Source organism: Stenotrophomonas sp. 57 (genome assembly GCF_030291075.1).
Taxonomy (GTDB): Bacteria; Pseudomonadota; Gammaproteobacteria; order Xanthomonadales; family Xanthomonadaceae; genus Stenotrophomonas.
The window spans coordinates 156602-177582 of the sequence record NZ_CP127407.1; the positions used below are offsets into that span (position 1 = coordinate 156602).

General features: G+C 65.0%; 22 protein-coding genes. 11 read left to right on the forward strand and 11 right to left on the reverse strand.

Translation table 11 applies throughout. The features are described from left to right. The first annotated feature begins 2 nt into the window (after positions 1-2). From QP512_RS00660 to QP512_RS00670, 3 genes are all read left to right on the forward strand, one after another. On the forward strand, positions 3-440 hold the full coding sequence (locus QP512_RS00660) for a rhodanese-like domain-containing protein (RefSeq protein WP_004153552.1): 438 nt from the start codon (positions 3-5) through the stop codon (positions 438-440). Positions 441-539: 99 nt separating this feature from the next. Continuing rightward, positions 540-1058 carry a protein-export chaperone SecB gene (secB, locus tag QP512_RS00665; RefSeq protein WP_004153553.1) on the forward strand — a complete coding sequence of 173 codons (519 nt, stop codon included), beginning with the start codon at positions 540-542 and terminating at the stop codon, positions 1056-1058. 20 nt (positions 1059-1078) lie between these two features. Next, positions 1079-2104, forward strand: a complete 1026-nt coding sequence (locus QP512_RS00670; protein WP_286070553.1) for an NAD(P)H-dependent glycerol-3-phosphate dehydrogenase — start codon at positions 1079-1081, stop codon at positions 2102-2104. A 152-nt stretch (positions 2105-2256) separates the two neighbouring features. On the opposite strand, the gene QP512_RS00675 is transcribed toward QP512_RS00670, so the two are convergent. Next, a complete protein-coding gene (locus QP512_RS00675; RefSeq protein ID WP_286070554.1) occupies positions 2257-2718 on the reverse strand; it encodes a nuclear transport factor 2 family protein in 462 nt (153 codons plus the stop codon). A gap of 135 nt (positions 2719-2853) precedes the next feature. Here QP512_RS00675 and QP512_RS00680 point away from each other — a divergent pair, with 135 nt between their 5' ends. Then, the gene (locus tag QP512_RS00680) at positions 2854-3147 is read left to right on the forward strand and encodes a hypothetical protein (RefSeq protein WP_057498556.1); all 294 of its coding nucleotides are present in this window, start codon (positions 2854-2856) and stop codon (positions 3145-3147) included. Here the strand turns inward: QP512_RS00680 and QP512_RS00685 are convergent. Genes QP512_RS00685 through QP512_RS00700 form a run of 4 tightly spaced genes read right to left on the reverse strand, consistent with a single transcriptional unit; the run spans position 3140 to position 5307 of the window. Next, on the reverse strand, positions 3140-3697 hold the full coding sequence (locus QP512_RS00685; protein WP_286070555.1) for a GNAT family N-acetyltransferase: 558 nt from the start codon (positions 3695-3697) through the stop codon (positions 3140-3142). The two genes, QP512_RS00680 and QP512_RS00685, sit on opposite strands and share 8 nt — an antisense overlap. Then, complete coding sequence (locus QP512_RS00690) at positions 3694-4227, reverse strand: tail fiber protein (RefSeq protein WP_286070556.1); 534 nt, start codon at positions 4225-4227, stop codon at positions 3694-3696. Before QP512_RS00690 ends, QP512_RS00685 begins: the two co-directional genes overlap by 4 nt. A 31-nt stretch (positions 4228-4258) precedes the next feature. Beyond that, positions 4259-4789, reverse strand: coding sequence for a tail fiber protein (locus QP512_RS00695; RefSeq protein ID WP_180866402.1), 531 nt, complete (start codon positions 4787-4789; stop codon positions 4259-4261). Between the two features lie 14 nt (positions 4790-4803). Continuing rightward, the gene (locus QP512_RS00700; RefSeq protein WP_286070557.1) at positions 4804-5307 is read right to left on the reverse strand and encodes a tail fiber protein; all 504 of its coding nucleotides are present in this window, start codon (positions 5305-5307) and stop codon (positions 4804-4806) included. 323 nt (positions 5308-5630) lie between these two features. Between QP512_RS00700 and QP512_RS00705 the strand changes: the two genes are divergently transcribed. After that, positions 5631-11450 carry a putative Ig domain-containing protein gene (locus QP512_RS00705; RefSeq protein WP_286070558.1) on the forward strand — a complete coding sequence of 1940 codons (5820 nt, stop codon included), beginning with the start codon at positions 5631-5633 and terminating at the stop codon, positions 11448-11450. Positions 11451-11574: 124 nt separating this feature from the next. Beyond that, positions 11575-12231: an Ivy family c-type lysozyme inhibitor gene (locus QP512_RS00710; protein WP_286070559.1), complete on the forward strand. Its 657-nt coding sequence runs from the start codon at positions 11575-11577 to the stop codon at positions 12229-12231. A 172-nt stretch (positions 12232-12403) separates the two neighbouring features. Here QP512_RS00710 and arsB read toward each other — a convergent pair whose 3' ends face one another. From arsB to QP512_RS00725, 3 genes are read right to left on the reverse strand one after another with little or no spacing between them, the layout of a single operon-like run. Then, a complete protein-coding gene (gene arsB / locus QP512_RS00715) occupies positions 12404-13435 on the reverse strand; it encodes an ACR3 family arsenite efflux transporter (RefSeq protein ID WP_286070560.1) in 1032 nt (343 codons plus the stop codon). Between the two features lie 13 nt (positions 13436-13448). Next, complete coding sequence (locus tag QP512_RS00720) at positions 13449-13952, reverse strand: arsenate reductase ArsC (protein WP_286070561.1); 504 nt, start codon at positions 13950-13952, stop codon at positions 13449-13451. A gap of 37 nt (positions 13953-13989) precedes the next feature. Next, positions 13990-14319 (reverse strand): metalloregulator ArsR/SmtB family transcription factor, encoded by a 330-nt coding sequence (locus QP512_RS00725; RefSeq protein ID WP_286070562.1) that lies wholly within the window; start codon positions 14317-14319, stop codon positions 13990-13992. Positions 14320-14336: 17 nt separating this feature from the next. Here QP512_RS00725 and arsH point away from each other — a divergent pair, with 17 nt between their 5' ends. Further along, positions 14337-15065 (forward strand): arsenical resistance protein ArsH, encoded by a 729-nt coding sequence (gene arsH / locus QP512_RS00730; protein WP_286070563.1) that lies wholly within the window; start codon positions 14337-14339, stop codon positions 15063-15065. Positions 15066-15089: 24 nt separating this feature from the next. Here the strand turns inward: arsH and QP512_RS00735 are convergent, their stop codons facing one another. The 3 genes from QP512_RS00735 to QP512_RS00745 form a co-directional block, all read right to left on the reverse strand. Beyond that, on the reverse strand, positions 15090-15776 hold the full coding sequence (locus tag QP512_RS00735; protein WP_286070564.1) for a hypothetical protein: 687 nt from the start codon (positions 15774-15776) through the stop codon (positions 15090-15092). A gap of 157 nt (positions 15777-15933) precedes the next feature. Then, entirely contained in the window at positions 15934-16206 is a 273-nt protein-coding gene (locus QP512_RS00740) for a hypothetical protein (RefSeq protein ID WP_010487149.1), read from the reverse strand. Between the two features lie 472 nt (positions 16207-16678). Then, the gene (locus QP512_RS00745; RefSeq protein WP_286070565.1) at positions 16679-17104 is read right to left on the reverse strand and encodes an HNH endonuclease signature motif containing protein; all 426 of its coding nucleotides are present in this window, start codon (positions 17102-17104) and stop codon (positions 16679-16681) included. A 663-nt stretch (positions 17105-17767) separates the two neighbouring features. Here QP512_RS00745 and QP512_RS00750 point away from each other — a divergent pair. The 4 genes from QP512_RS00750 to QP512_RS00765 all read left to right on the forward strand — a co-directional run bounded on the left by QP512_RS00750 (position 17768) and on the right by QP512_RS00765 (position 20730). After that, on the forward strand, positions 17768-18124 hold the full coding sequence (locus tag QP512_RS00750; protein ID WP_286070566.1) for a hypothetical protein: 357 nt from the start codon (positions 17768-17770) through the stop codon (positions 18122-18124). Positions 18125-19064: 940 nt separating this feature from the next. Further along, complete coding sequence (locus tag QP512_RS00755) at positions 19065-20324, forward strand: HlyD family efflux transporter periplasmic adaptor subunit (protein ID WP_286070567.1); 1260 nt, start codon at positions 19065-19067, stop codon at positions 20322-20324. A gap of 84 nt (positions 20325-20408) precedes the next feature. Further along, positions 20409-20558, forward strand: coding sequence for a hypothetical protein (locus QP512_RS00760; RefSeq protein WP_286070568.1), 150 nt, complete (start codon positions 20409-20411; stop codon positions 20556-20558). Positions 20559-20574: 16 nt separating this feature from the next. Next, positions 20575-20730 (forward strand): hypothetical protein, encoded by a 156-nt coding sequence (locus QP512_RS00765; RefSeq protein WP_286070569.1) that lies wholly within the window; start codon positions 20575-20577, stop codon positions 20728-20730. The last annotated feature ends 251 nt before the right edge of the window (positions 20731-20981 follow it).

Sequence of the window (20981 nt, forward strand, 5' to 3'; positions counted from 1 at the left end):
GAGTGAATTACGAAGAGTTGCTGGCCTTTGCAGGCCGAAACCCGATGCTGTCCGCGGCCCTGGTCGGCCTGACCGTGGCCATCATCGTCACCGAGATCCGCCGCCTGTTCCGGGGCTTCAAGGGCATCAAGCCCGCCGAGCTGACCCAGCTGATGAATGCGGGCGGCACGGTGGTGGTCGACCTGTCGGCCAGCGGTGACTTCGAGAAGGGCCACATTGCCGGCAGCCGCAACGCCCAGGCCAGTGCCTTCGGCCCGGACAACAAGCTGGTGGCCAACGCCAAGCAGTCGCCGGTGGTGCTGGTGTGCCGCAGCGGCAATGCGTCGGAAACCGCCGCCAAGGCGCTGAAGAAGGCCGGCTTCGAGAAGGTCTACGTGCTCGATGGCGGCATTCCCGCCTGGCAGCAGGCCGAGCTGCCGCTGGTCAAGGGCCGCAACTGATTGCCGCAGGTGGCGGATCCGGCCTTGTATGGGCCTGATGCCGCCCCCATCGCAGTAATTCGACCATCGTTTTCATTGCATTCATTGGAGTTACTGGAAATGTCCGAAGAGATCACCAACGGCGCCGCTGCGCCGGTCGATGCCGCTACCGGCCCCGCTTTCACCGTCGAGAAGATCTACGTCAAGGACGTCTCCTTCGAGTCGCCGAACGCGCCGACCATCTTCAATGACCAGGTGCAGCCGGAGCTGCAGCTGAACCTGAACCAGCAGGTGCAGCGCCTGGGTGAGAACGCCTTCGAAGTCGTGCTGGCCGTGACCCTGACCTGCCAGGCCGGTGAGCGCACCGCCTACGTGGCCGAAGTGAAGCAGGCCGGCGTGTTCGGCCTGGTCGGCCTGGACCCGCAGTCGATCGACGTGCTGCTGGGTACCCAGTGCCCGAACATCCTGTTCCCGTACGTGCGCCAGCTGGTCAGCGACCTGATCCAGGCCGGTGGCTTCCCGCCGTTCTTCCTGCAGCCGATCAACTTCGAAGGCCTGTACGCAGAAACCCTGCGCCAGCGCCAGGAGCAGGGCGACGCACCGTCGCTGGCTGACTCCGAGCCGGCTGGCAACGCCTGATTCCTGCTGCGACGTCACGGATGAGCACTACCGCTGACAAGATCGCCGTGCTGGGTGCCGGTTCCTGGGGAACCGCGCTGGCCAGCCTGCTCGCACGGCACGGTCATCCGACCGTGCTGTGGGGGCGCGACGCTGCCGTGGTCGAAGCCATCGACCAGCGCCACGAGAACCCGCGTTACCTGCCGGGCATCCCGCTGCCGGACAGCCTGCGTGCCACCACCGACCTGGCGTCAACGGTGGAGGGCGCGGCCTGGATCCTGGTGGTGACCCCGTCGCACGCCTTCGGTGAAACCGTGCGTGCGCTGGCGCCGCTGCGCCCGGCCGGTGCCGGCGTGGCCTGGGCCACCAAGGGCTTCGAACCGGGTTCGGGCCGCTTCCTGCATGAAGTGGCGCGCGAAGTGCTGGGCGAGGACGTGCCGCTGGCCGTCGTCACCGGGCCGTCGTTCGCCAAGGAAGTGACCCAGGGCCTGCCGACCGCAATCACCGTGCACGGCGACGTGCCCGAGTTCGCGCAGACGGTGGCCGAGGCCATGCACGGCCCGGCGTTCCGTGCCTACACCGGCGACGACATGGTCGGTGCCGAGCTGGGCGGTGCGATGAAGAACGTGCTGGCCGTGGCCACCGGCGTGGCCGATGGCATGCAGCTGGGCCTCAACGCCCGTGCCGGCCTGATCACCCGTGGCCTCAACGAAATGCTGCGCCTGGCCGCTGCGATCGGCGCCAAGCCGGAAACGCTGATGGGCCTGGCCGGGCTGGGCGATCTGGTGCTGACCTGCACCGGCGACCTGTCGCGCAACCGCCGCCTGGGCCTGGCCCTGGGCCGTGGCCAGACGCTGCAGGATGCCGTTCGCGAAATCGGCCAGGTGGTCGAGTCGGTGCAGACCGCCGACGAAGTGATGCGACAGGCACGCCGCCATGGCATCGACCTGCCGATCTCCGACCGCGTGCGTGCCGTGCTGCACGGCGAGCAGACGCCGGAAGAAGGCCTGCGCGCATTGCTGGCGCGGGAACAGAAACCGGAATATCCGGACACGCTGTTCAAGTGAATCGGAAAGCCCCGGCCCAGTGCCGGGGTTTTTCATCAGGGAGCACCCCATGCGGGTGCCGGACCGGAGACAGGCTTTGGTGGGTGCCAAGCTTGCTTGGCACTACGCGCGCAGCATATCCACGCATGGCGTGGATCTACTGCAACGCCCGATCACCTTGCCCGCGGCGGTGCGTTGCCGTTGTCCATGTCCGAGAAGATCATCCACGGCCCGTTCCCCTCACGCTTCAGCGTGAGCGTGAACTTGCCGGTATCGCCCACGTTGTTGCCGTAACTGTAGGCACCGATGATGTAACCCGTGTCTTCTTCCACGGCGTAGGCCAGCGCACGCAACCGCAACGGGCTTCTGCCCTGGCCGGCATACGCGGCCTCGATCGCGCTGCGCCCGCGCACCGGCGACTGGTTGCTCTGCAGCACAAAGCCATCCTCGGCGAACAGCGCGGCCAGTGCCTTGGCATCACCCGTGCGCCACGCCTGCTCGTAATCGCGCAGTACGCGCTCCAGCGGTGCGGGCAGCGGCACATCCGGCAATCGGGCGGCTGCAGGCGCGGAGGGCGGGCTTGCGATTGCCAGCAACGGGCCGGACAGGGCGAACATCAGCAGGCAGATACGCATGGGCTCCGTCCTTTGGTGCGCCGGGCAAGGGAAGGGCGAGTATCCCCCATCCGTGCCAGGCCGGTGTGGGCACAGGCCCCATTGAAAGCGCGCGGCCGCTTCGGCATGCTCGCTGACAACCGGGGGAGGGGACGCATGCACTTTTTCCAGCTGGACCAGTTCGCAGGTCATCTCAACGAAACGTTCAGCGCCGACATCGAGAATACCGGCGTACCGTTCGTACTCGTCGAGGCGGCACCGCTGCCCGATCAGCGCTTGACCGGGCAGATGCGCGCGCCGTTCTCGCTGCTGTTCCGCAACGAATCGGCCGTGCTGTTTCCACAGCGCACCTACACCATGCGCCACCACGGCCTGGGCGAGTTCGGTATTTTCCTGGTGCCGATCGCACGTGATCGAACCGGCTTCATCTACCAGGCGCTGTTCAACTGACAGCCGCGGCCACCCAGCGCATCCGCAGGTGGCTGCCGGTATCCCCCTCGGTGCGGAACGCGAGGCGTTCGTAGAGCCTGCGCGCCGCCAGATTCTCCCAGGCGACATGCAGCACGACACTGTGCAGCTGCACGGCGCGCGCCACGCATTGCACCCAGCGCACCAGTGCCGAGCCGATGCCACGGCCGCGTACGGCATCCAGCAGGGCGATATCGATGAGGGTGGCCTCGTGCTCGTCGCAGTGCAGGTACATGCGCCCGATCGGCTTGCCGCACTGCTCCACCAGCAGGTAATGCGCGGGCTGGTAGTGCCGGGTGTAGTGCAGGTGCTGCAGCGCGAACTGGTTGTCGAGGAACGCCTGTCGCAGCGCATCCGGCCACGGCACGTTGGCCAACTCGGCTGCGCGTGACTCGGCATAGAGCTGCTGCAGGAAGGGCAGGTCACCGTCCTGTGCTTCGCGCACGCTGATGCCTGCCGGAAGGCCCTCCCCCGCTGCAGGCAGCCAGGCTGCCCGCAGCGGGGGAAAGGCCAGCGTCGCGTTCACGGTCACGGCCGCTGCGGAAACACGCCGGACAGGCAGATGCAGAAGTTCAGGGTGAGATACGGTTGCCGGTTCTCATGGGGCTGGCTCCCTCCCGCAGCGCCCACCGTGGTGAGCGGGAAGGTGCTGGTAACCGTCGGTGTCGCCGCCAGGATCGGGCTCGACTCCGGTGTGATCAATGCATTGCCGCTGGCCGGCACGCCACTGCGGTGCGCGGTATCGGGCTGGTTGTAGATGCGTGCGCCATGGGTGTGGTTGGGCATCTCGCTGATCAGCAGCGTGACGCTGTCGCTGCCGAAGGTCTCGCCCATGGCGCGCGGGGTCAGGGCGGGGCCCGCGCCCTGGCCGCATGCGATGTTGTTGGTGTAGTTCGGCAGCTGGTAGTTGCTGCTGCCGTTGCCGCCGAAGGTGGTTCCCAGCAATGAGAACAATGCGGTGTTCTGCTGGATCGGCATCAGCTGCCCCTGGCACATCGCCCAGTTGTAAGGGGCGAAGTTGAAGCCGAACATCTGGATTTCGCCGGTAAAGGGATCGCTCATGGTGTGGGTCCTGATAGGCGGTCGATGATCGTCAGCCTTGCGACGGGAAGACGCCGGCCCATGCGATGCAATAGCGGGCGACCAGCGAGGGCATGGTGTTGTCGTGTGGCTGGTTGCCGCCAACGGCGCTCACCGATGCAGGCGCCAGGTTGCCACTGCCCAGGCCGCTGGTGCTGTCGGTGTACAGCGTGTCGCCGCTGACTGCGCCGAGCTGCAATGTCGGCCCGGGCGCCGGCGAACTGGCTGCGGTGTTCACCGCATTGAACGCGTGGGTATGCGCGGGCAGCTGCGTGTTGATCAGGGTGACCGATTCGCTGCCGGCTGCCTGGCCCAGGACATAGGTACCGAGGCCGACGCCGGTGCCCTGGTGGATGGGTACCCGTCCACACAGATTCGGCAGGCCGAAGGTGGAAACACCATCGCCGCCGTAGGTGGTACCGAGCAGGGTGAACAACACTTCGTATTCTGAAATGGGCAGCAATCGGCCATCACAGTCGAACCAGCCCACCGGCGCGAAGTTGTAGGGGAACAGACGGACCTCGCCAACAAAGGGTTGTGACATGGCAGAAACTCCGGTCAGTTGCGCGAGGGGAAGATTCCCCGGAGTGCGATGCAGAAGTTGATGGACAGGTACGGCTGCAGGTTCGCATGTGGCTGCGTCTGGCCGCTGGCATCGAGCACGTTCAAGGGCACCTGCGCGCCGCTGGACGCGCCGTAGACATTCTGCGTTCCGGTTTTGCCAAGCAGCACATTGCCTTGCGGAATGCGCGTCGTACCGTTACCGGTGGTGCCGCCGAAAACGTGCGTATGCTCGGGAATCTGCGCGGCAATCAGGGTGACGTTCTCCAGGCCGCCTTGTTCGCCCATGTTGCTGCCGTTGGTGGATCCCCTTGGCGTGCGGCCACGCATGTCCGGAAGCTGGAAATTGGTGGTGCCGTTGCCGCCGTAGGATGTGCCCAGCAGCGAAAAGAGCGCCTGGTTCTGTGCGATGGGCAACACCTGGCCATTGCAGAATGCGAAGTACCTGGGCGCGAAGTTGAACGCCACGGGCATTATCTGCCCGAGAAAGGGTTCCGACATACGATATTCCCCCTGGGATAGGCGCCGGCACTCAGCCCCCGGCCGGCAAGTAACTCTGGCGCATTATCCTTGGTGTTGACAAGTGCCGGTATCTGTGGGCAAGAATATCGCGCTGCCCGCCCAAGGGATGCAGGGATTGAAGGGGGGCAGGACCGCCAGGCAGGGCCAGGGAGCCTGCAGGGTGGGGAGGTCAGGAACCGCGGTTGCCGGTGCGGGAGCCACGGCGGTTTTCTCACTCGCGCCAAACGGCGCAGCGCCCGTCGGGAAGGCGGGCATGCAGGGGGCACAACATGTGGCACGCAGAGTCGATGCATCGCGACGCGATGCGCTATGGGCTCGTCCGCCGTTTCTGGGGCCACCTGGGGGCGATGCTGCTGCTGGGCATCTCGCTCGCCCTGCCTGATATCGCGCGCGCGGCCTGTACAACCTTCACGCCGGTCAATGCCAGCGCAGGCGCGCCGATGGCCGCCGGCAGCACCATCACCATCGATGCGTCCAGCTGCCAGGGCGTTGCAGGCTTCGGTATCGGCAGCGTGACGACGCCGGCCAGCAATGGCACGGCCACCGTCACCAGCCACGCCGCCTCGAGAATCTCCTATGCCCACAGTGGCAACGGATCGACCACCGACACCTTCGCCTTCGACGACGGTACCGGCACCAACAACGTGCTGGTCACCGTGCACATCCAGGCCGCTGCCTCGCCGATCACGATCCTGCCGGCCACGGTACCCCCGGCGACGGTCGGCACGCCCTACGCCGGTGCCTCCTTCAGCGCCAGTGGTGGCGTCGCGCCCTATACCTACACGGTCCCCCCCGGCACGTTGCCGAACGGCATGACGCTGAGCAGCAGCGGCAGCCTGTCCGGCACGCCGACCGCGCAGGGCACCTTCGCCTTCTCGGTTACTGCGAGCGACAGCACGGCGGGAACGCCGCTCACCGGTACGGCAAGCTACTCGATCACGGTGGCAGCACCGACCATCACCGTCACCAACACGCCGACCCCGGCAGTCATCAATTCGCCATACACCTTCGCGCTGGCGGCCACCGGCGGCAATGGGCCCTACACCTACTCCCTCGACGCCGGTACCAGCCTGCCGCCGGGCCTGGTACTGGCCGGCAACGGCACCATCAGCGGCATGCCCACGGCGTTGGGGCTGACCAGTTTCACCGTGCGCGTCACCGACAGCAGCACGCCTACACCGTTCTTCGCGCCGGCCAACCTGTCGATCAACGTGCAGAACGTGGTGCCGCCGGTGGCCGGCGCGGTCAGCGCCACCGTGGCCCATGGCAGCAGCAACAACCCGATCACCCTGAGCCTCTCCGGCGGCACGGCCACCTCGGTCGCGGTCGCTACCCAGGCCACGCACGGCACGGCCACCGCCAGCGGCACCACCATCAGCTACACGCCCACCGCCAGCTATTCCGGGCCGGACAGCTTCACCTACACCGCCACCAATGCCGGCGGCACCTCGGCGCCGGCCACGGTCACCATCACCGTGTCGCCGCCGACCATCAACTACGCGCCGTCCAGCCCGGCAGGCGGCACCGTCGGGGTGGCCTATAGCCAGTCGCTGGCCGGCGCCAGCGGCGGCACCGCGCCGTACACCTACACGATCGCCGGCGGCAGCCTGCCGCCGGGCATCACCCTGGCCAGCAACGGCACGCTGTCCGGCACGGCCAGCGCCAACGGCACCTTCAACTTCACTGTTCGTGCGACCGACAGCAGTACCGGCACCGGTCCGTTCAGCGCCACCAGTGGCACGCTGACGCTGACCATTGCCGCCGCAACGCTCACCTATGCACCGGCCAACCCGCCGGCGGCGACGGTCGGCGTGGCCTACAGCCAGTCGCTGGCCAGCGTCAGCGGAGGCGTCGCGCCGTACACCTACACGATTGCATCGGGCAGTCTGCCGCTGGGCATCACCCTGGCCAGCAACGGCACGCTGTCCGGCTCGCCGAGCGCGGGCGGCAGCTTCAACTTCACGGTCACCGTGACCGACAGCAGTGGTGGTAGCGGACCGGTCAGCGTCACCAGTGGCCCGCTGCTGCTGACGGTGAATGCACCGACGATCACGATCACCCCGCCCACCCTGCCAACGGTGAGTGCCGGCGTCGTCTACAACCAGAACCTGACCGCTACCGGCGGCAGCGGCACCTACACCTATGCGGTTACCGCGGGTGCATTGCCGCCGGGTGTGTCCCTGTCCGCTGCCGGCGCGATCAGCGGTACGCCGACGGCTGCGGGCAGCTTCCCGCTGACGATCACCGCCACCGACAGCAGTGGCGGCAGCGGCCCCTACACCGGCAGCCAGCCCTACACCCTCAACGTGACGGCGCCGTCGCTGACGCTGACGCCGCCGGCGGGCAGCCTCTCCGGCACGGCCGGTGCACCGTTGAACGTGCCTTTCAGCGCGGGCAATGGCACCGCGCCGTATACCTTCGATATCAGCGCCGGCGCATTGCCCAACGGCGTGACCCTGTCGCCCACCGGTACGCTGTCCGGCTCGCCGACGGTGTCCGGTCTTTTCACCTTCTCGGTGCGCGTCACCGACAGCACCACCGGTACCGACGCGCCCTTCAGGCGAACCCAGAACTACGTCCTGTCCATCGCCGCGCCCACCATCACTGTGTCGCCGGCAAGCCTGCCGCAGCCGGCGGCGGGCGTTGCCTACAGCCAGACCATCACCGCCAGCTCCGGCCAGCCGACCACCTTCACCTATGCCGTCAGCGCGGGGCAGGTACCGGTCGGCCTCAGCCTCAACGCTGCAACAGGTGAATTGAGCGGTACGCCCACCCAGGCCGGCCCGTACAACTTCACCGTGACCGCCACCGACGGCGGTGGCTTCACCGGCAGCCAGGCCTACAGCGGCGCGGTCGGCGCGCCGGTGCTGTCACTGGCGCCGAGCACGGTGGCAGGCACCACCGCGGGTACGCCGTACAGCACCAGCTTCGTCGCCAGTGGTGGCAACCCGGGCTACAGCTACCAGCTCACCGGCACCCTGCCGAATGGACTGTCGTTCTCGCCGGCCGGCGTGCTCAGCGGCACGCCCACGCAGGCGGGTACCTTCAACTTCAGTGTGAGAGCGAGCGACAGCACCACCGGCAGCGGCGCGCCGTTCTCGGTGACCACCGCCTACACGCTGGCGGTGTCGGCACCGACCGTCGTGGTCGATCCCACCACGCTGCCGGCGGCCACCGGTGGCGCGGCCTATTCGCAGACGCTGACCGCCAGCGGCGGCAATGGCACCTACACCTTCAGCGTGACCGCTGGCGCGCTGCCGGGCGGTATCACGCTGAGCAGTGCAGGCCTGCTGTCGGGCACACCCACCGTGGCCGGCAGCTTCAACTTCACCGCGCAGGCCACCGACGGCAACGGTTTCACCGGCAGCCGTGCTTACACCCTGGTGGTCAACGCACCGGCCATCACGCTGGCACCGGGCACACTGCCAGCGGGCTCGGGCGGCGTGGCCTACAGCCAGGCCCTCACGGCGTCTGCCGGTGTCGGCAGCTACACCTTCAGCCTGTCGGCGGGCGCACTGCCACCGGGCATTGCGTTGAGTAGTGCCGGCACCCTCAGCGGCACCCCCACCACCACCGGCAGCTTCAACTTCACCGTCACCGCCACCGACAGCGTCGGCTTCACCGGAAGCCAGGCATACACGTTCAACGTGGCGGCACCGACCATCGCCATTACCCCGACCACGTTGCCCGCAGCAACCGGCAGCATCGCCTACAGCCAGACGCTCAGCGCCAGCGGCGGCAACGGTGGCTACACCTACAGCCTGACCGCCGGCACGTTGCCGCCGGGCATTGCCCTGAGCAGTGCCGGCCTGATCAGCGGTACGCCGACCACCACCGGCAGCTACAGCTTTACCGTGCGCGCCACCGATGGTTTCGGCTTCACCGGCAGCCAGGCCTACACCGTGACCGTGAACGCGCCGGCCATCGTGTTCGTGCAGACCACGCTGCCGGGTGGGCAGGTGGCTGCCCCCTACAGCCAGACGCTCAGTGCTGGTGGTGGCAGCGGCACCTTCACCTACAGCGTGACGTCGGGCGCTTTGCCACCGGGTATCGCGCTCAGCAGTGCCGGCGCGCTCAGCGGCACGCCCACCGCTGCGGGCAGCTTCAGCTTCACCGTGACCGCCACCGACACATTCGGATTCAGCGGCAGCCAGTCCTTCACCGTGGGCATCAACCAGCCGGTACCGGTGGTGGTGAACGATGCGGCCACCACGCCGGCCAATGCGCCGGTCACGATCAATGTCACCGCCAACGACACCGGCCCGATCACCAGTATCGCCATCGCGCAGGCACCGGCGCACGGCACCGCCACGGTGAACGGGCTGGATGTGGCCTACACGCCGGCCATCAACTTCTTCGGCAACGACAGCTTCACCTACACCGCCACCGGTCCGGGGGGCACTTCCGCGCCGGCTACGGTCAGCGTCACCGTCACGCCGCTGGCGGTGCCGGTGGCAGCGGCGCAGAGCGCCACGGTGCTGGCCGGGCAGTCGGTGACCGTGCAGGCCGAGGCCGGGGCGATCAATGGCCCGTTCACGGCGGTTGCGATCAGTCGTGCACCGTCGTCCGGCACGGCGGTGGTGCAGGGCGCCAGCATCGTCTACAGCGCCGATGCCGATGCCTCCGGCGTGGTGGACTTCGAGTACACGCTCAGCAATCCGTTCGGCGCCTCGGCGCCGGCGCGGATCAGCGTGACGGTCAACCCACGGCCGGTGGCCCCCGCGCTCACCGCCACCGCCATTGCCGGGCGTGTGGTCAACGTGGACCTGACCTCCACCGCGCGCGGTGGGCCGTTCACCGCCGCGGCCGTGGTTTCGGTGTCGCCGGCCGACGCCGGCACGGCCACCATCACCGCCAGCGGTGCCGGCTACACGCTGGCCTTCACCTCGGCGGCAACGTTCGGTGGCGCGGTGCGCATCACCTATACGCTGAGCAACGCATACGCGACCTCGGCGCCGGGCACGGTTGATGTGATGGTCAAGCCACGCAGCGATCCCTCGCGTGATGCCGAAGTGCTGGGCGTGCTGGAAGCCCAGGCCGAAGGTGCGCGGCGCATGGCCATCGGCCAGATCAACAACTTCCAGCGCCGCCTGGAAAGCCTGCGTGCGGGTGGTGCTGCGGCCGGCTTCAGCAACGGCATCACTTTCAGTTCGGCCAGCAGCCAGCGCCGTACGCAGCAGGACGATCTGCTGCGCAAGGGCATCGGCGCCAGCGCTGAGGGGCTGTCGATGATCGAAGAACCTGCGCTGCAGGGCGAGGTTGCGCCTGCCGCTGGCGCGAGCGATGGATTCGCCTTCTGGACGGGCGGCGCGGTGAACTTCGGCACGCTCAAGCCGGGTGCCGGCAGCAACGGTATCGACTTCACCACCTCCGGCGTCAGCCTGGGTGCCGACCGCCAGATCGGCCCCTCGCTGACCCTGGGTGCCGGCCTTGGGTATGGCCATGACGCGTCGGATATCGGGCGCAACGGCAGCCGCAGCACCGTGGATGGCTACAGCATCGCCGGCTACGGCAGCTTCCATCCCGAAGGTGGGTTCTATGTGGATGGCCTGCTGGGCTACCAGTGGTTGACGTTCGACGCGCGCCGCTTCATCACCGACAATGGCAACACCGCCTATGGCAGCCGTGACGGTACGCAGTGGTTCGCCTCGTTCTCCACCGGCTACCAGCATCGCGGCGATGCCCTGCTGCTGACCCCGTATGGGCGGCTGGATCTGGCGCGCGCCACGCTGGATGGTTATCGCGAGCATGGCGACGACGTGTACGCACTCGACTACCAGCGGCAGACGGTCACCACCAGCACCGCCACCGCCGGTGTGCTGGCACAGTGGCTGGTGAAGCGCGACTACGGCATGTGGACGCCGCAGCTGCGCGCCGAGTTCGGCCACGACATGCAGGGCTCCAGCCAGGCCTTCATGCGCTACGCGGACCTGATGTCCGGGCCGGTCTACCGCGCCACGCTCGACCGCCAGTCGCGCAACCACACGCTGCTGGGCGCTGGCATCGGCCTGCAGACGCTGAAGGGCTGGACGCTGCGCGCCGAGTACCAGAACCAGCTGGACAGCAGCAGCCGCGACAACCAGGGCATCCAGATCAGCGTGCAGAAGACGCTGCCACCGTGATGGATGCAGCGGCGGCGGCCTGCTGGTCGCCGCCGCGCGTGGCCTGTATCCGTACAATCGTGTCTGCGGCGGCTGCGTAACGGGCGTACGCACCGGGTACCGAATGGAAGGAACAGGACAGGGAATGAAGATTCGAACGATCGCGATGTCATCGATGGTCGCATTGCTGGCAGCCTGCGGGCAGGCGCCGGAGAAGGCGACCGGGACCGCGCCTGCGGCGCCGCCAGCGCCGACCACCGACGCACCGGCCGCTACGGCCACCGTGGTCGAGAAGGAACCGTCCATCGAAGACGGCGACAACGAAGGCGAACCGGAAGACCCGAGTGCCGGCGGCGAACTCACCTGCGCGGACAATCCGCTGGCGACCCACTTCTTCACCCTGGTGGGCGGCAACACCGTGGACGACTGCGGCCGCAAGGACCCGAAGGTGCTGACCGCGTTCGAGGCGCTGATGAAGGGCACGCAGGACGCCGAATCCACCGACAAGGAGATTCCGTCGTTGCGCAAGCGCCTGTTGAGCGGACCCAGCGGCCCTGGCGAGCTGGTGGTGCTGCAGGGCGAGCCGTGGTGGTTCTACACCGCCTGCCAGGCCCACGATTGCCCCGGCACCGCGTTGGCGATGCTGTATTCACCCACGCAGGCGAAGATGGTCGGCCGCCTCACCGCGCGCTGCCGTGTGTGGTGGCTGGGTGAGCCGACGGCGGAACAGCGTGCGCAGATCGAACAGCGCCAGCCACTGCAGGATGCCGCGTTGAAGGAAGACAGCGCGCTCTGCGAGTGATGTGGCGCGCTCCGCAGCGCCGCAGGCGGGAGGATTCGGGTGTGCTCATGGCAAGAGCTCCGTGCAGGACAGACGGCAGCCGCCACGCTCCGCCCGCCATGGCCGGCAGACGGATTACCCGCCGGATCGGACATCGACACTGCAGGACCACGCTGGCCGCGCGCCTGGTCTGTCAGCGCTCCCCGCGCCTCTCATACCAGCCCTGAGTGCGATTTACGATCCGCACCACGGACAGCATCACCGGCACTTCGATCAGCACGCCCACCACAGTGGCCAGCGCCGCCCCCGAATGCACGCCGAACAGTCCCACGGCTGTCGCCACAGCCAGTTCGAAGAAATTGCTGGCACCAATCAGCGCAGACGGGCCGGCCACGCAATGCGCTACGCCCAGCCGACGATTGAGCAGGTAGGCCAGGCCGGAAGTGAAATAGACCTGGATCAGGATCGGCACTGCAATCAGTGCGATCACCAGTGGCTGCTCCACGATCTGTCGGCCCTGGAAGCCGAACAGCAGCACCAGCGTGAGCAGCAGCGCACTCAACGAGACGGGCGCCAGTTGGCGAAGCACCCGCTGCAGCGCCGCCTCGCCACGACGCAACAGGATCCAGCGCCGCAGCAACGCAGCCACCAGCACTGGCACCACGATGTAGAGGCCCACCGACAGCAGCAGGGTATCCCACGGCACGGTGACCGCTGACAGGCCCAGCAGCAGTGCAACCACCGGCGCGTAGGCGACCACCATGATCGCGTCGTTCAACGCCACCTGGCTCAGGGTGAAATTCGCATCGCCACGGCACAGGTTGCTCCACACGAACACCATTGCGGTGCAGGGCGCGGCAGCCAGCAGGATCAACCCGGCGATATAGCTGTCGATCTGCCCCGGCGGCAGCCAGTCTGCGAAGGCATGGCGCAGGAACAGCCAGCCCAGCAGCGCCATCGAGAATGGCTTGACCGCCCAGTTGATGAACAGCGTTACGCCAATGCCCTTCCAGTGCTGCTGCAACTGGCGCATCGCAGTGAAGTCGACCTTCAGCAGCATCGGGATGATCATCAGCCAGATCAGCACCGCAACCGGCAGGTTGACCTTGGCCACTTCGGCGGAGGCAAGCACCGCGAAGGCATCGGGTAGCACGTGGCCCAGCAGGGTGCCGGCCGCAATGCACAGCACAACCCACAGGGTCAGGTGTCGCTCGAACAGGCTCATGGTAGTGGCGCCGTCACGGGGTGCCGTCGGCCGGCAGCAACTGGCCGATCCGGTCCAGTGCGTGCTGCATCGCCTCGCGATCGGACCACACCGATTCGGGCAGCGCGAGCAATGCACGCAGGCGCAGCTTCACGATGGCATGGGCCTGCGCGAAGGCCGCGGCCTTGTCGGCATTGCTACCCGCTACGGCCGCCGGATCGGGCAGGCCCCAGTGGCTTCGGATGAAGTCACCGAACACCACCGGGCAGGCTTCGGCGGCTGCCGCGTCGCACACGGTGATCACCAGGTCCATCGGGGCCGCGTCCACGAACACATCCCACGATTTGCTGTGCAAGCCATCGATCGGCATCCCTTCGGCCTGCAGCTGCGCCAGCGCGAACGGATTGACCTGGCCGGTGGGCTGGCTGCCGGCACTGAAGGCGGTGAAATGATCGCCGCCCCAGGCGCGCAGCGTGGCTTCGGCCAGCACGCTGCGGGCGCTGTTGCCGGTACAGAGGAAGAGGACAGAACGGTTCATGGGGCAATCGCTTCGATGGGGAAGGCCGTGTGCGGTCTCAGCACTTGCATGCAAGTGCTACGGACGAGCACTCCTCGCTGGGTGAACCCGCGCAGCAGTTATGCGTGAGGTACTCGATCAAGCCGTTCATGGCATCGAAGTTGGCCCGATAGCAGACATGGCGGCCCCGGTTTTCGCTCTGCACCAGCCCGGCCTGCACAAGCTCCTTCAGGTGGAAGCTGAGCGTGGCCGGTGGCACCTGCAGGGCCGTGGCAATGTCGCCCGCCATGCGGCCTGCCGGGCCGGCCTCCACCAGCAGGCGGAACGCGGCCAGGCGAGTGGCGTGACCCAGGGCAGTCAGAGCGGCGATTGCATTCAACGTTTCCATATTTCTAGAATAGTCGAATGAATAAGCCCGTTACAAGTGCCCACCTGCCCAATCTGGTGGAATCGTCGTTGCCCCCGCCCGATCATCACCAGCTCGCTGCGGCAGATCTGGGGCCGCCCCGCATCCTGCTGCTTTACGGATCGCTTCGGCCGCAATCCTTCAGCCGCAAGCTGGCGCTGGAAGCCGAACGGCTGCTGCGTCACCTGGGGTGCGAGACCCGCGTGTTCGATCCGCATGCGCTGCCGATGCTGGACAGCGTGGATTCGAGTCATCCCGACGTGCAGCGGCTGCGCGCCTGGTCGCAGTGGTCGGAAGGCCAGGTCTGGGTCAGCCCCGAGCGGCATGGCACGGTCACCGGCGTGTTCAAGAACCAGATCGACTGGTTGCCGCTGGAAGATGGCAGCGTGCGACCCACGCAGGGCAGGACGCTGGCGGTGATGCAGGTGAGCGGTGGCTCGCAGTCGTTCAACACGGTCAACACGCTGCGCGTACTTGGACGTTGGATGCGCATGCTGACCATCCCCAATCAGTCATCGGTGGCCAAGGCCTGGCAGGAATTCGATGACGACGGCCGAATGAAGCCCTCGCCGTACTACGACCGCGTGGTGGACGTGATGGAGGAACTGGTGAAGTTCACGCTGCTGACGCGAGGCCGGTCGGACTACCTGGTGGACCGCTACAGTGAGCGGAAGGGCGACGCGCACGCCGCGGCATTGGCGCGGGCCGCAGGAGCTGCGGCCTCCTGAACTCCTGATCCGCGGATGGGCGCATTACTTGCTTGCGCGCCGCGCGCCTTTTTCGTCCTCGTCCTTTGCATCGCCGCGGCTCTGCGCGAATTCCGGGAAGGTCTTCGCGATCGAATCCTTGTCCGGCAGGATGTAGAACACGCCGCCCTTCTCGAACATGGGCTGCACGATCTGCGCATAGAACGCGGGCGAGACGTTGATGCAACCGTGGGTGACGCGGTTGTCGTCCGGCGTGGGCGATGCCAACCGCTCGGCGCGCTTTTCCTTTGGGCTGCCCGGCGGCAGCGGGTGCATCGATACGGCGGAATCGTAGTCCACCCACAGCACGCGCCCGGCATCGTCGGACGGGCCGTAGCCACCGATGAAGCGGCCGGCCGGCGTGGTCCGGTCGTGGCCGGGAATCGCGCTCAGCGCGAGCTTGGCGACGCCGGGTGCGGAATGATCGCCGATGGCCGAACCGAACAGCGCCGGTGCCGCGCCGCGCAGCTTGCCATCGCCGCTGAAGATCAGAACCTGCGCCGCCGCCTTGTCCATGACCGCAAACGGATAGCCCTGGTTGTCCTTGCTGGCGACCACCCAGCCGGCCAGCTCGATCACCGTTTCGGACACGCTCTGGTCGGGCGGAAGTTCATCAACGGCGGTCACCGGTGGTGCAGGTGCGTCCTTGTCCCTGGCGTTGGCTACGCCGCTGCATGCAACGACCAGTGCCATGGCCAGTGCGGCATGGAGGGCGCGGCGTGCAGGGGAGGAGGAAGTACGAATGGGACAGCTCCTTGCAATGCATTCTTGGTTGGAAGGACGCCAGTGGCCGGCGAAGGCCACTGGTTCCCTATACAGAGGTGGATCAACTCAATCAGTGAGGGAGCGGTTACCCGCGCGGCTTGCGGCCGGCCGGCGCCCTTTCAAGCTGCTGCACGCGACCTTCGATCTGGTCCAGGCGCTGGTTGGCCTGCTGTGCGGACTGGTTGGCGGACTCCGCACTCTGCGCAGCACCCTGCACCTTTACGTCGAGCTGATCGAGACGCGAGTTGATGGTTGCAAACTCGTTCTTGTAAGAGGCGCAGGCGCCAAGGCTGACGGTGGCGATGAGCGCTACAGCAAGTGCGCGGGCCGTCTTCATGTGTTGCGGGTTCAGGTTCATTGCACTCCCTCCTTCGTCTGGGGAAGCTGGAATATAGCGGCGTTTGTTCCCGCTGCTGACAAACGCTTTCAGCTGGAATTTGAGTACGTGGATGAGCTGTGAAAGCCCCCCATCAATAAACCTTAACAAGCGGGATAGGACGAGCTGATGCAGCCCGGCCGATCGCCTTGCGCTTACTCAAGACTGCCAATTCATGAGTATGAAGCCGATGTCATAGCGAGGGCTTTTCCGCCGCCGCGCGCAGGTTGCCGTCCCACCGCCTTAAGTACCGTTGCGGCAGTGCGGGGCGCACAACCAGCAGTATGGCGATGGCTTTGAACCCATCTGGCGCTATTGGCCATGTTGGACGGTACCGCTCGTTGATCGAAAGGCAGCGCGAGGCCTCGGTTTATGAATCAGGCACCATGACGCCGATGGTCAGCTGTGCACTGTGGCTGATCATCAAGTGAGGCTCTGGCATCCGCCAAGGATGTCAGCGTGTCCGGCTGCGGGGCAGCTTGCCCTTGAACACCCTGCCGCGGTGGATGGCCAGGTAGTGCTTCAGGCGATCTCCCGGTGCTTTGCGCAGACAGATGTTCTCTGGAATCAGACCGGCGTCCGCCAACTGCTTCCTGACCTGCTTGTCCGCAAAGATGGCATCACCATCGTCGTCGAAGGTCATCAGTCCGGCGTCGAACAGCAGGTCAAGAGTGCCGACCAGCGGCAGGCCGTTGTGCGGATCCAGTCTTGGATCTTGGCCTCCCGGGAGCCACTGGTCCTCAGTGACTTCATGCGCCCATGGCTGGGCATGCGATGCTCGGATCAGGGCCCGTACAGTGCAGTCCGTGACCGCACAGCGGTGATCCCACAACCTCAGCATTTCACGACGGAACGTCCCCTGCCCCAGGCGAGCCTCCATCATCGTCAGCCGGGTGGTTGGATTTCAGCTTGAGCTGGATCCGGACGTCGTCGCCTACATCTGTCAAGTCACATGCCGTGGCGTCCGAAGAGGCCGACATGTGTCAAATGCCCACGCGGACTTCCTCGTCATCCGTCGTCAATCAGTGGAGGTGGTGGAATGCAAGCCGGCCTCCAAGCTGGAAAAGCTCGTTCAGGCAAAGCCCAACGAATGGATTGTGGAAGATGGCCTGTATCGAAAACCTACAGGGTATGGACATCACCAAGGGTCAACGGCACGCATCATCGAAATCTCCAGTTCATGGTTCATCACTGGGACGAGGAACTTAGCCTCATCCGTCGTGAAGGATTCAATGACGTGCAGAAGCAACTGCTCACTGGGCCAAAGAGCATCGCCTTGGCATTCCGCACAACAGCAGGTAATCGTTACTGCGCCACCGTGCATCGGTGGTCGGGACTCGAAAACCCGTTGTTGTGATGAAGTTTGCGCTTGCCAGCCGGCATCACCTTGCGTGGTGCCGGCTGGCAATCCGTCTGCCGGCTATGGCGGGCGGGGCGTGGGGGCCTCGTGCCCACCGGCGATCATCACACACCGGTTTTCGAGCCACGCTCTGCCCGCCACCTTTATCGGTGGCGGCGTCCGCCTGCATGCACGGAGCCCGCCATGACCACGCCGCACTCCCCGCCCCCGCGCCCGATCCAGGAAGCGCCCTCGGCCGCCCCGGCCCCGGACCCCAACAGCCTCATCGCCATCCTGCACGCCATCGGCGCGGGCGCTTCGGCCGACGGCCAGCCCTGGCCCGAGCGGCACCATCTACGCAGCCGGCAGATGGCGTTGTCCGACGCCGACTGCGCGCTCACCGGCCAGCGCATCGTGCAGGAGATCCTGCTGGCCGCCGAACGCACGCGGCAGAACGGCGAGCCGGAGCAGTACGTGGGCGACCGGGTGATGGAGGGGCTGGTGATGGCCGACCTGGCACTTACCGCTTTCATCCACGAGCGGGTTCGGCCACAGGGCTGAGGACGCGCTTGTGGACGTGACGTTCTGCTTTTGTGCGGGGTGACGAATGAAGAAGCATGGCCTTGCCGCTGCGACGGTGTGTGCCTCGATCATGGGTGCGGTGTGGGTAGGATGAACTAGCGAGTTCGTGCAGGACAGCAAATCGCTGGAGAAAGGTCGCAATGATTGCCGCCGCGCCTTCTCGCCAGGAGTTGGGCTCTGCCCTATATCCATGGACCAAAGTCCAGAACAGCTTCACGTAACGGCAGAGCGAGCGCCGATCTGCCGCACATCCGCGCCGGCTACTTCACCGCCGACCAATGGCCTGCTCAGCGAGGATCCACTCCACCTAGGTGCAAGGGCCGTCTCATTCTTGGTGGCCATGACGACCTAGGCCGCGCCAAGCTCGTTGAGGACAGGCACATCCAGCACGACCGCCAACCTCAGTCCCCGGGCTACCCCACCAAGCGCTGTGACTCTCAATCCAGGCCTACCACCAACCGTTGCTCCATTAGTGGCGTGGACACCATGTTGAGGGCTAGGCGACCTTTGCTACCCGTCGCATGTTCCATCGCCCCCACTTGGAGCGAACAGACGCAGTTGCTGCCTGAACCATCGGAAAGGAGGCGGGAGTGGTTGTATCCGAGCTGTTCCATAGGTGGGGCGCCACCGCTATACGATGACAGCGCCACGCGACCAAGACATCGTCGTGTTCCATCGGGTCCACGCAATGATCAACACGGGCATAGGTCGCGCGTGATTCAAATTGGCCACGGTGTACTTCTCTGACCGTGATTCAGCCGTGCAGCGACCAACCACCTAACCGCTTGCCGATTGCAGACTTCGCCGCACCTGATCGTCAAAATATTGGCGGAAGAAATCTATGAAATGAGCATTGCACTGCGTGTTCATTGCGATTTATATTCGATTCATCGGAGCGGCGCGGAAACGGATTTCTGGGATGAGCAGGACGCTTTTTCGCAAAGAGGTGTTGGAGGCAAAGCGGGACAATTGGCTAGGCTCGGTGGTCTTGGCTCAACCCATCAGAGCGCATGTCTTGACGTTGCTTTCTGTCGGTTCGGCATCAGCCGTTCTAGCATTCCTATTCCTGTGCACATATACGCACCGGACCACCGTCTCGGGCCGTCTGATCCCTACGAGTGGATTCTCAGTAGTCGTAGCGCCTCTGACAGGGAACATAGATGCCGTCTTCGGCGAAGAGGGAGATGCAGTCTCTGCCGGTGACAAGCTCACCGCCATCTCAACCCCAAGATTCACTGAGCGCTTAGGGAGCACCCAGCTTCAGATGCAGCTTCAGCTATCTCAACGCCGCGCAGGCTTGGAGGCGGCTGATCAAGCTCAACGCGACCAGCTGAAGGCCCAGGCCGAGGGAACAGCACAGCAACTGGCATCAGCAAGGGCCGAGTTGGCGCAAATTGAGAAAGAGATAGCTACGAGAGAAGCTCAAGCCAAGATCGCCTTCTCGACTCTGGAAAGACTTGTCAGCGTCGAAGGCTCCCAATTCGTGAGTCGGATTCAGGTCGACCAGCAACGTACCACCGCGCTTGAGTATCAAGGACAAGCGCAATCACTTGGTCGCCAAGCATCTGTGATTAGGCGAACAATCGAACAATTATCGCAATCTGCGCAGGAGCTCCCTGCTCGGCTGGATGCAGCGTCAGCCAATTTCAGGAAAGACTTGGCCCAACTTGAGCAAGAGCGAATCCAGTCCGAAGCCCAAGACGCGCTAATCGTCAGATCTCCGGTAAGCGGAACAATCGCAACGCAACTAGTTAAGGCGGGACAATCCGTTCAAAGTGGTGATCCGCTATTCACCGTCGTGCAACAGGATTCGAAGCTGGAGGCCGACCTCCTGGCACCGTCCAGAGCAATCGGATTTATCAAAGTTGGAGATCAGGTCTACCTGAGATACCAAGCCTTCCCTTATCAAAAGTTCGGACATCAACATGGTGTCGTAAGCCAGATAAGCAGGAGCCCGGTAGGAACCCAAGAGACATCCGAGAGCCCTGGCGCAAAGGGGGGGGAGCCGCTGTATCGAGTAACAGTTCGCCTGTCTAGGCAAACCGTTGTCGCTTACGGAAATGAAGAGCAATTAAAGCCCGGCATGCTCACAGATGCTGATGTCATGGGCGAAAAACGACGCCTGATTGAATGGGTGTTGGAGCCATTGTACTCGCTTAGGGGTAAGTCCAATGGTTGAAGTTGAGAAAGGAAGTAGAAGCTAAGAAGTCGATATTTCGATTTAATGTTTAACGACTATCAACTAAGACAAGGAATAATAGAAATGCGTGAAATCACGATCTCCGAGATCGCCGAAGTCTCCGGCGGATCCGAAGCCTACGACGCCGGCTACGCCGTCGGTAATTTCGTGGGCAAGACGTCCATCGCACTGGCCGTTGCCATCGCCATTTACACCGCCGTAGCCACGTCCTGAATTCAAGGAGAAAAACATGAAAGAACTTAACGTTTATGAGATCGACATGATTTCCGGCGGCGCAGGCACGGCAGGCGCTCCGCCAGTCTCTGGCAACGAGTACATTGAGGCAGGCCGAGTGATTAGTGATTTCGTCAGCGGCTTCCTGCAAGGCTTCTACGACGCCTTCTGATTGATCCAGCGTGACTCCCCCTGCTAGCCGGGGGAGTCGCGCACCCACCTGCAAAAAGGTAAATCCCCGTGTTGAAAGCCAAGCACGCGTACTCCGCATACATTCTAGCCATCGGAGCAATCGCACTAAAATCTGGATATGAAAAATCAAGTCTCTTGCTGATGATCGCCGGCTCCGCCTCCGTTATTGTCGCGTACGGCGTATCTAAGCTTTCAGAAAATCGGAAAGACTGACTATTTTGCCGCTTGACC

Coding starts and splice junctions, on each gene's coding strand:
- QP512_RS00705 (WP_286070558.1), top strand. CDS start 5,631: ATGCGCTATGGGCTCGTCCGCCGTTTCTGGGGCCACCTGGGGGCGATG.
- arsH (WP_286070563.1), top strand. CDS start 14,337: ATGAATAAGCCCGTTACAAGTGCCCACCTGCCCAATCTGGTGGAATCG.
- QP512_RS00690 (WP_286070556.1), bottom strand. CDS start 4,227: ATGAGCGATCCCTTTACCGGCGAAATCCAGATGTTCGGCTTCAACTTC.
- QP512_RS00755 (WP_286070567.1), top strand. CDS start 19,065: ATGAGCAGGACGCTTTTTCGCAAAGAGGTGTTGGAGGCAAAGCGGGAC.
- arsB (WP_286070560.1), bottom strand. CDS start 13,435: ATGAGCCTGTTCGAGCGACACCTGACCCTGTGGGTTGTGCTGTGCATT.
- QP512_RS00735 (WP_286070564.1), bottom strand. CDS start 15,776: ATGGCACTGGTCGTTGCATGCAGCGGCGTAGCCAACGCCAGGGACAAG.
- QP512_RS00745 (WP_286070565.1), bottom strand. CDS start 17,104: ATGGAGGCTCGCCTGGGGCAGGGGACGTTCCGTCGTGAAATGCTGAGG.
- QP512_RS00750 (WP_286070566.1), top strand. CDS start 17,768: ATGACCACGCCGCACTCCCCGCCCCCGCGCCCGATCCAGGAAGCGCCC.
- QP512_RS00760 (WP_286070568.1), top strand. CDS start 20,409: ATGCGTGAAATCACGATCTCCGAGATCGCCGAAGTCTCCGGCGGATCC.
- QP512_RS00675 (WP_286070554.1), bottom strand. CDS start 2,718: ATGCGTATCTGCCTGCTGATGTTCGCCCTGTCCGGCCCGTTGCTGGCA.
- QP512_RS00680 (WP_057498556.1), top strand. CDS start 2,854: ATGCACTTTTTCCAGCTGGACCAGTTCGCAGGTCATCTCAACGAAACG.
- QP512_RS00670 (WP_286070553.1), top strand. CDS start 1,079: ATGAGCACTACCGCTGACAAGATCGCCGTGCTGGGTGCCGGTTCCTGG.
- QP512_RS00720 (WP_286070561.1), bottom strand. CDS start 13,952: ATGAACCGTTCTGTCCTCTTCCTCTGTACCGGCAACAGCGCCCGCAGC.
- QP512_RS00710 (WP_286070559.1), top strand. CDS start 11,575: ATGAAGATTCGAACGATCGCGATGTCATCGATGGTCGCATTGCTGGCA.
- QP512_RS00740 (WP_010487149.1), bottom strand. CDS start 16,206: ATGAACCTGAACCCGCAACACATGAAGACGGCCCGCGCACTTGCTGTA.
- QP512_RS00700 (WP_286070557.1), bottom strand. CDS start 5,307: ATGTCGGAACCCTTTCTCGGGCAGATAATGCCCGTGGCGTTCAACTTC.
- secB (WP_004153553.1), top strand. CDS start 540: ATGTCCGAAGAGATCACCAACGGCGCCGCTGCGCCGGTCGATGCCGCT.
- QP512_RS00695 (WP_180866402.1), bottom strand. CDS start 4,789: ATGTCACAACCCTTTGTTGGCGAGGTCCGTCTGTTCCCCTACAACTTC.
- QP512_RS00765 (WP_286070569.1), top strand. CDS start 20,575: ATGAAAGAACTTAACGTTTATGAGATCGACATGATTTCCGGCGGCGCA.
- QP512_RS00725 (WP_286070562.1), bottom strand. CDS start 14,319: ATGGAAACGTTGAATGCAATCGCCGCTCTGACTGCCCTGGGTCACGCC.